This window comes from Mesorhizobium calcicola (assembly GCF_042682105.1).
In the GTDB taxonomy this organism is placed as follows: Bacteria; Pseudomonadota; Alphaproteobacteria; order Rhizobiales; family Rhizobiaceae; genus Mesorhizobium; species Mesorhizobium calcicola.
In genome coordinates, this window is record NZ_JBHUGY010000052.1 from 1 (window position 1) to 11,623 (window position 11,623).

Sequence of the window (11,623 nt, forward strand, 5' to 3'; positions counted from 1 at the left end):
CGTAGAACGGGCTGGTTTTGGTTCGTGTCTCTGACGCTAGGTCACTCGTCGTCGTGGTCCGTGTTCTTCGACTTCAAGGCCGAGAGCTTGGGCGAAGACGGCGTTGGCGTCCAGCTCGGCGTCCTCGTCCTTCGGCTTCTCCGGAGCCGGCACCCAGCCGCTCGGTCAAGGCCGCCGGCAGCAGCGTGTCGCCAATCGGCTGCGCCTGTTCGCGACCACGTGAAGCGCGGTTGACCTCCATGTCAAGGTCGATCTGCGAGGCGAGGCCCAGCGTCACCGGATCCATCGGCTGCAGATTGGCCGAGTTCCAGTGCTTGCGCTCGCGGATCTGCTCGATCGTCGACTTGGTGGTGCCGACAAGACGCGAGATCTGCGCGTCCTTGAGTTCTGGATGGTTACGCACTAGCCAGAGAATGGCATTCGGCCGGTCCTGGCGCTTTGACAGCGGCGTGTAGCGAGGACCCTTGCGCTTGGATTCCGGCACCCGCACTTTGGGGTCCGAAAGCTTCAGGCGCTGGTTCGGATCCTTCTCGGCGCGCGCGATCTCGTCGCGGGTCAACTGGCCGGTCATGATCGGATCCATGCCCTTGATGCCTTGCGCCGATTCGCCGTCGGCGATGGCCTTGACCTCGAGCGGATGCAGCCCGCAGAACTGCGCGATCTGCTCGAAGGAAAGCGCGGTGTTGTCGACCAGCCAGACGGCGGTCGCCTTGGGCATCAGCAGCGTGTTGGCCATTGCAAAAAATCCTTCTCGTTCGCCCGCGTTCCCGCGCGGGCGGTGGTTTAGAGCCACCAAAATGGGAAATTCGCAGTCTGTATAACCGCTCTCTTACCATTTCGCAACGTTTTTGGAAGCAACGACCGGACCGCGCTCGTGCCATCGAGCGTAGCGGATTGAAAACCGACATTGGGGAAGCTGAGGTCGGCCACCGACTGCCGTCTAGCTGCATTCGGTGGTTGCCGGCGCCAAAACGACAAAACCCGCCGGACTTGGTCCAGCGGGCTCGGAACCGCGACGGAAATCCCGTCTGATGCGGCTCTGGCTTCCACGGCACGGTCCGCTTCCTAGAGCAATTCCAGGAAAAGTGTGAAACGGTTTTCCGTCCGGAATTGCGTCAAAACAAACAGATAGAGCGGTTCGGCGTTTCCGTGAAACGGTGAACCGCTCTAGAGCGGACCGTTGCCTGACGTCAGATGGCCTTGCGGGCGATCTTTTCGATGTCGGCGCGGTTGATGCCGAGATCGCTGAGCTGACGTGCATTGAGACGGTTCAGTTCGCGCACGGTCTCGGTGTACATGCGCCAGTTACGGAAAGCGCGGATCGGGTTCATGGCAGTCCTCCAAATGGGTTGTTCGTTTCGGTGATGCTCAAATAGTCATCATCGAGCAGGACTTGAACGGCCGATTTTGCATAGCAATGATGCAAATGCTGCATTGCACCATTAAGCCTTTGTTCATCTTGCAGGCAGGGATCGAAGGCGCGGCGCGAGCCCTTTCGGCCAGCCCGCCGACCGCGCCTTAGGCAATGTCGCCGTCAGCCGACGTCGAGGACGATCTTGCCGATATGCTCGCCGTCCTCCATCCGCTCATGCGCCCGCCAGGCCTCGCTGAGCGGGAAGATCATGTCCATGACGGGAGCGACCTTGCGGGTGCCGAGCAACGGCCACACCTGCGCCTCCAGCGCCGCCGCGATCGCCGCCTTGAACTCGACGGTGCGCGGCCTCAGCGTCGAACCCGTGTGGGTCAGCCGCTTGACCATGATCTTCGAGAAATCGGCGCTCGCCACGGCGCCGGCCTGCAAGGCAATCTGGACAATGCGGCCCTCGACGGCGGCGGCCTCGTAGTTGCGCGCCACATAGTCGCCGCCGACCATGTCGAGGATGATATTGGCGCCGCTGCCAGCCGTTGCCTCTTTCACCGCGGCGACGAAATCCTCCTCGCGATAGTTGATCGCCCGGTCGGCGCCGAGCTTCAGGCAGGCGTCGCATTTTTCCTTGCTGCCTGCGGTGGTGATGACATAGGCGCCGAATGCCGAGGCAAGCTGGATTGCCGTGGTGCCGATGCCGGACGAGCCGCCATGGACGAGCAGCGTCTCGCCGCTCTTCAGGCCGCCGCGCTCGAACACATTGTGCCAGACGGTAAAATAGTTTTCCGGCACCGCCGCGGCCTCGGTATGGGTAAAGCCGGCCGGCAGCGGCAGCACGCTGCCGGCATGGACCTTGACATATTCGGCATAGCCGCCGCCAGGCGTGAGCGCGCAGACGCGGTCGCCGATGCGCCAGCGCGATATGTCATCGCCAAGGGCGGCCACTTCGCCCGACGCCTCGAGGCCCGGCAGGTCGGACGCGCCGGGCGGCGGCGGATAGGCGCCCTTGCGCTGCTGGATGTCGGGCCGGTTGACGCCGGCGGCATGCACCTTGATCAGGATCTCGCCGGGGCCGGGCTGCGGCACGTCGCGCGTTTCGGGTTTCAGCACCCGGGGCCCGCCCGGCTCCGAGATCGCGATGGCCGTCATTCGTGCCGGAATTTTCTGTCCGCTCGCCATGAGATTTCCCGTCTTTCCTCGCCGTTATCGGATCGGCTGTTTGCATCGACGCCCCTGCCCTATGTATGCTGATTGCCAAATCAGGCAAATGGCCAATGTGGGAGGAGCGACGATGGCGATCTTCGACGACGAACCCAAGAAGAAGGCGCGCCCGCACGAGATCGGGCAGGATCTGTCGCTGCTTTCGGTCGGTGAATTGACCGAGCGGATCGGCATCCTGCGCGACGAGATCACCCGCCTGGAAAACGAGCTCAAGGCCAAGGACGGCACCAAATCGGCCGCCGAGGCGCTGTTCCGCCGCGGATAGACGCGGGCGTAAGGCTCGCCGCCGAAAAGCCCGAATGCGACTGTCTTCAGAAGACCCAGCGTCCCCGCCAACCCGAGCCGGATCAGAAAATGTTTGCAACCTACCGACCGATCCTCTCGCTGCTTCGCGGCACCGCCTTCCTGCTCGCGGCGTCTGGATTGCACGGGCTGCTGCTGCCGCTGCGCGGTCAGCTGGAAGGCTTCTCGACCGCATCGCTCGGCCTGATGGGCACGGCCTGGGCCGGCGGCTTCGTCACCGGCTGTTTCTTTGCCCCGCGCATCGTGCGCCGCGCCGGGCATGTGCGCGCCTTCGGCGCCTTTGCCGCGGCGGGCGCCATCGTGGCGCTGCTCACCGGGCTGATCATCGACGAGTATGTCTGGATCCTGCTGCGCGCCTTCACCGGCTTCACCATGGCCGGAGCCTTCATGGTCATCGAAAGCTGGCTGAACGAGAAGGCCACCAACGAGAACCGCGGTACCGTCTTCGGCCTCTACATGATGGTCACCTATGCCTCGATCATGGGCGGGCAGATGATCGTCGCCGGCGGCGACGTGAAATCGGCATCGCTGTTCATGATCACCGGCATCCTGTTCTGCCTGTCGCTGCTGCCGACGGCGGTTTCGACCGCGTCGCATCCAAAGCCGCTGCAGGATGTCAAGCTTGACGTCAAAGGCCTTTATGCCAATTCGCCGGTGTCGGCGGTCGCCTGCCTGTTGATCGGCATCGCCAACGGCGCCTGGGGCACGCTTGGCGCGGTCTATGGCGCCCGCATCGGCATCCCCACGGCCGAGATCGCCCTGATGATGAGCCTTGTGGTCGTTGCCGGTGCCGCCATGCAGCTTCCGGCCGGGCGCCTCTCGGACAAGACCGACCGGCGCTTCGTGCTGGCGGGTGCTGCCTTCGGCGCGGCCCTGTTTGCGCTTGCCATCTTCCTGTTCGAGCCACGCTCCAGCGTCTTCGTCATCGTCTTCACCGCCGCCTATGGCGCCTTCGCCTATACGCTCTATTCGATCGCGGTGGCGCATGCCAACGACCACGCGCGCCCGGAGGATTTCGTCAAGGTGTCGGGCGGCCTGCTTCTGCTCTACGGCTTCGGCACGATGATCGGACCTCTGCTGGCCGCGGCGCTGATGGGCTGGATGCGCCCCGAAGGCCTGTTCCTGGCGACTGCCTTCGCGCATCTTTGCCTGGCGGGTTATACGCTGCTGCGCATCAGCCGCCGCGCCCCGGTGCCGATCGGCGATCGTGACGCGTTCAAGACGCAGCCGGCCGACCGGTCGGTGACGCCGGAAGCATTGCGGCTTGATCCCAGAAGAAAAGCAGAAGCAGACGGTTGAGATTCGAAAGGCTTTGCCTCACAAATAAGGCATGATGTTTTCCGATGCCTTCATGGCGATTGCCGATCCCAACCGGCGCCATCTTCTGGAAGAACTTCGCCGCGGCCCGAAGACCGTCAACGAGCTGGCGTCGGGTTTGCCCGTGTCCCGCCCGGCCGTTTCGCAACATTTGAAAGTGCTGCTCGATGCCGGGCTGGTCAACGCCAAGGCCGAAGGCACCAGGCGCGTCTATACGGTGAGCAACACCGGTTTCCTCAAACTCAACATCTGGCTCGATCAGTTCTGGGAAGCCTGACGACCCGCACCCGCAGCACCCACCACATCGCTCAAGCATCCTTGCCCAAGTAAGCGCCGAGCACATCGAGCAGCTCCCCTGTGCCATGTTCGCGTGTGGCCGCCGTGTCGTGGCCGTCGAGGAAGGCGCCCTGTTCCGTCATCACCAGCCGCGTGCCCTTGCCCTCGGCAACAAGTTCGATCGTCGTCAAGGACACCGAGATGCGGGTTTCGCCGAACAGCATCTCGTAGCTGTAGACGATGCGCTGATCCGGCACGATGTCCTGGTAGACGGCGTTGAAGACGTGGATCGGTCCATCCTTCGGCCCGCCGGCGTTGACCTCCTTGCCGCCAATGCGGAAGTCCATCTCGTGCCTGTGGGTCATCGGATTGTCGGGGTCGGCGAACCAGCGCCGTTTGGCCGCCGGATTGCTGAGCGCGAAATAGACTTTTGCGGGCGACGCAGGATAGCTGCGCTCGATGACGAAGGTGGAATGGACGACGGATCGTTCGGTCATGTTAGGCTCCTTCAGCTTCCTCAGGTTTCATCGCCAGCAAGAAAATCGCCGAGCCGATCCAGCCGGCGCTCCCAGGCGAGGCGCCGCTCGTTGATCCAGTGTTCGGCGGCTCTCAACGCCTTGGGCTCGATCTGGCAGGTGCGCACCCGGCCAAGCTTCTGCGTGCGCACGAGGCCGCTGGCCTCCAAAAGGTTGAGATGCTGGACGACGGCCGACAGCGACATCGCCAGCGGCTCGGCCAGCTGGCTGACCGAAGCGGGGCCGCGCGACAGCCGGTCGACCATCTGTCGCCGCGCCGGGTCGGCAAGTGCCTGGAACATCAGGTCGAGCTGGGCAGGATCGTGCAGCATCGCGATCAGCCGTTGTTGTAGGGGAAGAACTTGAAGTAGGGCCGCGCCTCCTCGATCACGCGGGTGAAAGCGGGGCGCTGCAGCAGGCGATCACGGTATCGCTTGACGGCAGGATACTTGTCGCCGAACGGCTCGACCTTGTTGGCATAAAACAGTGCGGGAGACGCCGAGCAATCGGCCATGCTGAAGGCGTCGCCCATAGCCCAGGTCTTCGTCTGCATGTCCTGTTCGATGATGGCGTAGGAATTGTGCAACTGGGCGCGGGCCTGCTCGACGCCGAACGGATCGGTTTTGTCCTGCGGCCGCAACCGGTCGCCGACGATCTTCTGCATCGGTTCCTGTACATAGAAATCATAGAAGCGATCGGCCTGCCGGACCGCCAGCGCCAGGTCGATGTCGGCGGGAACGAGGTCGATCGGCCCCGGATAGTGGGCGGCCAGATATTCGACGACGATGGTCGATTCCAGCACCGTGCGGTCGCGCGTATCGTCGCGCAGGGCCGGCATCTTGCCGCTCGGCGAAATCTTCAGAAAGGCCGCGCGCGACTCGGCGTTGCCGAGATCGACGACGACGGGCGTAAACGGTATGCCGTTCTCATACAGTGCGATCAGCGGCTTCCAGCAGAAGGAGGCCAGCGGATGGAAATGAAGCGTCAGGGACATTTTTTGCTCGTCTGTTTTGGAGGCGTCGGCGGCCGGCGCCGCGCTGCTTGCCAGGATTAAACACTGAAGCATTCACTTAACTATTGCGACGGGCCTTGCTCGTCAAGACCCGTCGATGCCGTCTCAATTGGCTTGGGTGTGGGCGACGATTGCCGCGGATATCACCGCCCAGTCGTCCGGGTGCAGCTCGTGGCCGCCGCCGTCGATCCGAAGAATTTTCGCACCGGCGACAGCCTCAGTCAGCGCCTCGCCATGCTCGACCGGAAAGATCGGATCCGCCTTGCCATGAATGACCAACAGCGGCGCCGTCATCTCGCGCAGACGGCCCTTCCATGCGTCACCGCCCTTGAGCATGAAGTGGTTGGTCGCGCTCAAGAAGCCGCCGGAGCGGTCGTAATCCTGCTCGACAAAAGCCCGCATCCGAGCCTCGTCGAATGGATGTGCGGTGCTGGCGATCGCCCGCGCGTCCTTGACGATGAAATCGACCACCTGGCCACGATCGGACCAATCGACTTTCGCGCCCTCGGCCGAATGCTTGATATAGGCATCGCCCGTTTGCGGCAGATGCGATGTGTCGACCCCCAGGGGCGAGCTGCTGATGACGGTCAGCGATGCGACACGGGACGGGTGCTTGAGGGCCACGAGCTGCGCGATCATGCCGCCCATCGACATACTGACGACATGCGCCTTGCCGACGCCGTGGTCGTCGAGCACACGCATCGCGTCGTCCGCCATGTCGTCGAATGTGTAAGGCGGTTCGCCCGGCGGATATTTGGTCGATCGGCCGGTATCGCGATTGTCGTAGCGGATCACGAAAAGGCCGGCATCGGCCAGGTTCCGGCACAGCGCCTCCGGCCACCAAAGCATGGAAGCCATCGCTCCCATGATCAGCAGCAGCGGCGGGTTTGCCGGATCGCCAAAGGCCTCGGATAAGATTTTGGGGCGTTCGGTCGTCGTCATGGCGCGTTCTCCTGCCTTTACAATACTGATTGCATTTTGCAATCAGTTGCACGATAATAAACCGATACGATAATGCAACTGGTTTTTGGAGAAATCTCATGAGCATGGATCGCCGGTCTGGATGCCCGATCAACCTGTCGCTCGAAGTGTTCGGCGACCGCTGGAGCCTGATCATCCTTCGCGACATGATCTTCGGCGGCAGGCGCCATTTTCGCGAGCTGCTCAAAGGATCGATGGAAGGCATTGCCTCCAACATCCTCGCCGACCGGCTGAAGCGGCTGATGGAGCTGGGCATGCTGACCAAGGCCGACGATCCCAGCCACAAGCAGAAGGCGATCTACAGCCTGACCGAGATGGCGATCACACTGGTGCCGATCCTGGCCCATCTCGGCGCCTGGGGCCGCGTTTGGCTGCCAGTCAGCGAGGAACTCTCGATCCGCGCCGAGCTTCTGGAGAAAGGCGGACCGCCGATGTGGGACAAGTTCATGGACGAGTTGCGCCACGAGCATCTCGGCATGCCGCTCGATACGCCGGCGGACGCCACCGTTCGTGCGACCCTGCAAGCCGCCTATGAGGCCGTGGTCGCCAGCAAGGCCCTCGCCGCCAGCCCGGCCGCTTGACCCAACTTATTTTCCCGTTTTCGGGCCGGCTCTGCTACAAGAGGCGGAAAATCAAGCTTCACGGGATTGGACAAGCTCTTGGTTGAGAACTCTAGGGATGCTGCCCGCGCACGCGCCGACCTGCGTTTCAAGAAGCAGGAAGAGGCGGCAACCGTCCGCCAGAAGGCGATGGCCGAATATGTCGCCGAGAGCGACGCCCGCCAGGCCAAAACCAACAAGTTGCGGGCGCTCCGCCTCGCCAAGGAAGCCGAAGACCTTGCCAACGCGCCGGCGGCACCCGCCAAGAAGCCGGCCCGCGCCAAGAAAAAATAGCGCTGCCGGCCGGCACGATCGACTGCCGGCGTGGAAATGCGCAAAATGGCAACGCCATATCCGGTGTCAGCGAACGCCGCTTTCCATTCCACCTCTTCACGCAAAGCAATTTCAACCGAAATCGGGATTTTACCGTGCCCGTCGACGGTCGATGATCGACGCGTTTTAACCAGGAGACTGCCATGACCGCACTGCCGCTCGAAAAAGCCGTTGAGATCATCGATGCCGCCTTTGCCAAGGGCGCCGATCTCAAGCTCAAGCCGCTGGGCGTCTCGGTGCTCGACGCCGGCGGACATCTGGTCGCCTTCCAGCGCCAGGACGGCGCCTCGTTCCTGCGCCCGCAAATGTCGGCCGGCAAGGCCTATGGCGCGCTGGCCATCGGCATGGGCTCGCGACGGGTCGAGGCCTTCGCCAAGGAGCGCCCGCACCTCGTCGCCGGCATCTCGGACGTGTCGGGCGGTCGTGTGCTGCCGGTTGTCGGCGGTGTGCTGATCCGCGACAAGACCGGCGCCATCATCGGTGCCGTCGGCATTTCCGGCGATACGTCAGACAATGACGAAGCCGCCGCCATCGCCGGCATCGAGGCCGCCGGCTTCACCGCCGATCCAGGCTAGAGCATGATGCCGAAAAGTGTGAAGCGGTTTTCGGACGACATCATGCTCTATCTCTTTGAGTTAGAGCCGGAGCTTCGGCTCTAATTCAGATTGATGTCCCGGCTCGCCGACCGCATCGACACCGCGAATCCGGCCAATACGTCGAACAGCGCGATGACCATCAGCGTGAAGAAGATGGAATGCGCCGCACCCTTCACCAGCAGGAACTCGACCAGGAACGCGACGAAAACCAGCGTCGACAAAAGATGATCCATGATCGAGGCACCGGTCGTGCGCGCCGCCTTCACCATTTCGGCGAAAAGGAAAATCAGCCCGATCAGCACCATCAGGTCGCCGAGCGTCATCGAGAAGACCCCGCCCGACATCATGCTGTATGAGAAGACTTCGCTCGCCCACGGGTCGTCACCGCCGCCGAATATTCCGAGCAGGCCGAGATTGTAGAGCACGAAAGGCACGATCAAAAGCGGGACGGCACCGAACATCTGGCGTCTCCATATGGGGGCAATCTTCTGTAGAATGCGCCACAGGCACGTCGTCAAGATTTTTCGTAAGAGGCCACGAACACGGTCGAAGACCGGATGCAACAACCGTGTCAGCCTCCGGCGCAACGATCCTGATGAATATCCCCCGGCATTTGGCGTCTGCCACAGGGTGAGCCGACACGCGCCAATCCAGGCCGTCCGGTCATGGGGCGCCGAACGCAAAAAGACCGGCCAATGGCCGGTCTTTCGGTAACTCAAAACTTCGAAAAAGCTGGTCTCAGCTTTCCTTGGGCGTCAACACCTGGCGGCCGCGATACATGCCGGTCTTCAGGTCGATGTGGTGCGGACGGCGCATTTCGCCGGAATTCTTGTCCTCGACATAGGTCGGGGCCTTGAGGGCGTCGGCCGAGCGGCGCATGCCGCGCTTGGACGGAGAGGTTTTTCGTTTCGGAACGGCCATGGATATGCTCCATTACATGGTCAAAAAGCCCCGCCCGCCCTCGTGAAAGGGCCATGTCGGGGCCGGAATCTGAGAAAGTCGGGTGCCTATACACGCCCTGCGCCGTTTTGGCCAGCGCTGCCGCGAATTTTTTTGAGCTGGCTACTGCAGACAGCCGACATAGGCTCCAGAGCGGCCGGCCCGCCGCTCGATCAGGTTGGCGAGCCGTCTGAGGCCCGGCCCGGGCTTCGCCGGATTGCGGGCGATCGGATTTGGCAAGGAGACGGCGAGCAGTGCGGCCTGCCGTCGCGACAGCTGTTTTGCTGAAACGCCGAAATGGTGCTGTGCCGCGGCCTCGATGCCGTAGATGCCCGGCCCCCATTCGGCGATGTTGAGATAGATCTCCATGATGCGCCGTTTCGACATCACCGCGTCGAGATAGACGGCCAGCGGCAGTTCGACGACCTTGCGCACCGAGCCCAGCGGCCGCGACCAGAGAAAGAGGTTCTTCACCGTCTGCATGGTGATGGTCGAGGCGCCGCGTGTCGCCTCGCCGGCCAGCGCATCGTCGACGACGCCCCTCAGCTCACCGAGATCGACGCCGCGATGAAAGCAGAACTGCCCGTCCTCCGACATGATGACCGAATTGGCCAGCACCGGCGCGACGTCGTCGATCGACACCCAGCGCCGGTCATAACCGGAGAATGTCGCCAGGTCCTTCAGCATCAATGTCGAGACCGGATGCACGAAGGACGGCAGATAGAGGAACGTCAGCACCGTTGGTATGAGCGCCAGCACCGCGGCCACGACGATGCCGCGCCGGACCCAGCGCTTGAGACCGCGGCGGTTCATGCCCCGCGATCTGGTCGCCATGTCCAGCTTTTCGATTTCATGATCGACGATCGGTTCCGCCAAGCCGCCCAACCCATGCCTCTCCTTGCTCCGGCATAATGGCGCTTGGCTTCTTGCGCAACGTCTGAGTGTCGGCTACCGCTCCCGGCCATGACGAATGACAACGAAATGGCGTTCGAAATGGCGCTTATTGGACGGGCAGCCGGCGTCGAGGCGCTGCTGCGGCGGCTGCTCGACGACCGCGCGCTTTCGGGCGAGATCGCGCGGCCCGACCGCCTGATGGCGGCCATGCGCCACGGCGTGCTCAACGGCGGCAAGCGCCTGCGCCCGTTCCTGGTCATGGAAAGTGCCGGATTGTTTTCCGCCGACGGCGAGGCAGCGCTGCGCATCGCGGCCGCCCTCGAATGCGTGCATTGCTATTCGCTGATCCACGATGACCTGCCCGCCATGGACGACGACGACCTGCGGCGTGGCCAGCCGACGGTGCACAAGGCCTTCGACGAGGCAACCGCCATCCTGGCCGGTGACGCCTTGCTGACAATTGCCTTCGATATCATTGCCGACGAGGCAACCATGCTGCCGGCGGAGCGGCGGGTAGCCCTGGTGCTGGCGTTGGCCCGCGCCGCCGGACCCGGCGGCATGGTCGGCGGCCAGAAACTCGACCTCGAGGCCGAACAGGCGCCGCCGGACGAAGCCGGCATCATCCGGCTGCAGGCGATGAAGACCGGCGCGCTGATCCGCTTCGCCTGCGAGGCCGGCGCGCTGATCGCCGGCGCCCCCGCCGAGGACCGTGAGCGGCTGGCCGAGTTCGGCTCGGCGATCGGCCTTGCCTTCCAGCTTGCCGACGACCTGCTCGACCTGACCGCCGATGCCAGCCAGATGGGCAAGGCAACCGGCAAGGATGCCGCCGCCGGCAAGGCGACGCTGGTGGCATTGCATGGCGCGGCCTGGGCGCGCAGCCAGTTGCAGGGGCTTGTCGAACAGGCTCAGGCGCTGCTCGATCCCTATGGCGACCGCGCCGTTCTTCTCAAGGAAGCCGCGGAATTCATAGCCATTCGCAACAACTGATTTCTGCCCAATATCTCGTACCGGGTACCATTTTTGGACGATCCCGGCTTGGACGGCTTGCCGGTCGTCCTGCCCGGCGCCGTATCAAGGTCGGCAGAAGTTTCGCGGTGACAACAGGTATTCCGCGCACGGACCGGGCGAAGATTATACCCGGTAGAGGTTCGTATTTATAACCTCTTCACCGACGTTTACTCCACCTGATTGTTCCACGGCTAAATGATATCCGTCTCTGCATCTGATATGCAAAGAGGGAGCCGGTCGGCGACTGAGCTTAATATAGAGCA

The 11,623-nt window shown here is 63.1% G+C and carries 16 protein-coding genes and 1 pseudogene; 7 read left to right on the forward strand and 10 right to left on the reverse strand.

Features of this window, described 5'->3' with window-relative positions; all coding sequences use genetic code 11:
• Positions 1-41: 41 nt before the first annotated feature.
• The 3 genes and pseudogenes from ACFSQT_RS29690 to ACFSQT_RS29700 all read right to left on the reverse strand — a co-directional run bounded on the left by ACFSQT_RS29690 (position 42) and on the right by ACFSQT_RS29700 (position 2,545).
• Positions 42-736 (reverse strand): annotated as a pseudogene (locus tag ACFSQT_RS29690) (DUF1013 domain-containing protein).
• Positions 737-1,190: 454 nt separating this feature from the next.
• Positions 1,191-1,331, reverse strand: coding sequence for a DUF1127 domain-containing protein (locus ACFSQT_RS29695; protein ID WP_091578925.1), 141 nt, complete (start codon positions 1,329-1,331; stop codon positions 1,191-1,193).
• A gap of 203 nt (positions 1,332-1,534) precedes the next feature.
• The gene (locus tag ACFSQT_RS29700) at positions 1,535-2,545 is read right to left on the reverse strand and encodes an NAD(P)H-quinone oxidoreductase (protein ID WP_379024829.1); all 1,011 of its coding nucleotides are present in this window, start codon (positions 2,543-2,545) and stop codon (positions 1,535-1,537) included.
• A gap of 112 nt (positions 2,546-2,657) precedes the next feature.
• Between ACFSQT_RS29700 and ACFSQT_RS29705 the strand changes: the two genes are divergently transcribed.
• The 3 genes from ACFSQT_RS29705 to ACFSQT_RS29715 all read left to right on the forward strand — a co-directional run bounded on the left by ACFSQT_RS29705 (position 2,658) and on the right by ACFSQT_RS29715 (position 4,484).
• Positions 2,658-2,852 carry a DUF1192 domain-containing protein gene (locus tag ACFSQT_RS29705; protein ID WP_379024831.1) on the forward strand — a complete coding sequence of 65 codons (195 nt, stop codon included), beginning with the start codon at positions 2,658-2,660 and terminating at the stop codon, positions 2,850-2,852.
• Between the two features lie 89 nt (positions 2,853-2,941).
• Positions 2,942-4,189: an MFS transporter gene (locus ACFSQT_RS29710; RefSeq protein ID WP_379024833.1), complete on the forward strand. Its 1,248-nt coding sequence runs from the start codon at positions 2,942-2,944 to the stop codon at positions 4,187-4,189.
• Positions 4,190-4,220: 31 nt separating this feature from the next.
• Complete coding sequence (locus tag ACFSQT_RS29715; RefSeq protein WP_379024835.1) at positions 4,221-4,484, forward strand: ArsR/SmtB family transcription factor; 264 nt, start codon at positions 4,221-4,223, stop codon at positions 4,482-4,484.
• A gap of 31 nt (positions 4,485-4,515) precedes the next feature.
• Here ACFSQT_RS29715 and ACFSQT_RS29720 read toward each other — a convergent pair whose 3' ends face one another.
• The 4 genes from ACFSQT_RS29720 to ACFSQT_RS29735 all read right to left on the reverse strand — a co-directional run bounded on the left by ACFSQT_RS29720 (position 4,516) and on the right by ACFSQT_RS29735 (position 6,952).
• Positions 4,516-4,980, reverse strand: coding sequence for an SRPBCC family protein (locus ACFSQT_RS29720; protein WP_379024837.1), 465 nt, complete (start codon positions 4,978-4,980; stop codon positions 4,516-4,518).
• A gap of 20 nt (positions 4,981-5,000) precedes the next feature.
• The gene (locus tag ACFSQT_RS29725; RefSeq protein WP_379024839.1) at positions 5,001-5,330 is read right to left on the reverse strand and encodes an ArsR/SmtB family transcription factor; all 330 of its coding nucleotides are present in this window, start codon (positions 5,328-5,330) and stop codon (positions 5,001-5,003) included.
• Positions 5,331-5,335: 5 nt separating this feature from the next.
• Positions 5,336-5,992: a glutathione S-transferase family protein gene (locus ACFSQT_RS29730; RefSeq protein ID WP_379024841.1), complete on the reverse strand. Its 657-nt coding sequence runs from the start codon at positions 5,990-5,992 to the stop codon at positions 5,336-5,338.
• 123 nt (positions 5,993-6,115) lie between these two features.
• Positions 6,116-6,952, reverse strand: coding sequence for an alpha/beta fold hydrolase (locus ACFSQT_RS29735; protein WP_379024843.1), 837 nt, complete (start codon positions 6,950-6,952; stop codon positions 6,116-6,118).
• 98 nt (positions 6,953-7,050) lie between these two features.
• Between ACFSQT_RS29735 and ACFSQT_RS29740 the strand changes: the two genes are divergently transcribed.
• The 3 genes from ACFSQT_RS29740 to ACFSQT_RS29750 all read left to right on the forward strand — a co-directional run bounded on the left by ACFSQT_RS29740 (position 7,051) and on the right by ACFSQT_RS29750 (position 8,498).
• A complete protein-coding gene (locus ACFSQT_RS29740) occupies positions 7,051-7,572 on the forward strand; it encodes a winged helix-turn-helix transcriptional regulator (RefSeq protein ID WP_379024845.1) in 522 nt (173 codons plus the stop codon).
• A 78-nt stretch (positions 7,573-7,650) separates the two neighbouring features.
• Positions 7,651-7,884 (forward strand): hypothetical protein, encoded by a 234-nt coding sequence (locus ACFSQT_RS29745; RefSeq protein ID WP_023810948.1) that lies wholly within the window; start codon positions 7,651-7,653, stop codon positions 7,882-7,884.
• A 182-nt stretch (positions 7,885-8,066) separates the two neighbouring features.
• Positions 8,067-8,498: a GlcG/HbpS family heme-binding protein gene (locus ACFSQT_RS29750; protein ID WP_379024847.1), complete on the forward strand. Its 432-nt coding sequence runs from the start codon at positions 8,067-8,069 to the stop codon at positions 8,496-8,498.
• A gap of 80 nt (positions 8,499-8,578) precedes the next feature.
• Here ACFSQT_RS29750 and ACFSQT_RS29755 read toward each other — a convergent pair whose 3' ends face one another.
• The 3 genes from ACFSQT_RS29755 to ACFSQT_RS29765 form a co-directional block, all read right to left on the reverse strand.
• Positions 8,579-8,980 (reverse strand): hypothetical protein, encoded by a 402-nt coding sequence (locus ACFSQT_RS29755; RefSeq protein ID WP_379024849.1) that lies wholly within the window; start codon positions 8,978-8,980, stop codon positions 8,579-8,581.
• Positions 8,981-9,257: 277 nt separating this feature from the next.
• Positions 9,258-9,440, reverse strand: coding sequence for a 50S ribosomal protein L32 (gene rpmF / locus ACFSQT_RS29760; RefSeq protein ID WP_008834724.1), 183 nt, complete (start codon positions 9,438-9,440; stop codon positions 9,258-9,260).
• Positions 9,441-9,581: 141 nt separating this feature from the next.
• On the reverse strand, positions 9,582-10,343 hold the full coding sequence (locus ACFSQT_RS29765; protein ID WP_379024851.1) for a transglycosylase domain-containing protein: 762 nt from the start codon (positions 10,341-10,343) through the stop codon (positions 9,582-9,584).
• Between the two features lie 78 nt (positions 10,344-10,421).
• Here ACFSQT_RS29765 and ACFSQT_RS29770 point away from each other — a divergent pair, with 78 nt between their 5' ends.
• The gene (locus ACFSQT_RS29770) at positions 10,422-11,339 is read left to right on the forward strand and encodes a polyprenyl synthetase family protein (RefSeq protein WP_379024853.1); all 918 of its coding nucleotides are present in this window, start codon (positions 10,422-10,424) and stop codon (positions 11,337-11,339) included.
• Positions 11,340-11,623: the final 284 nt, after the last annotated feature.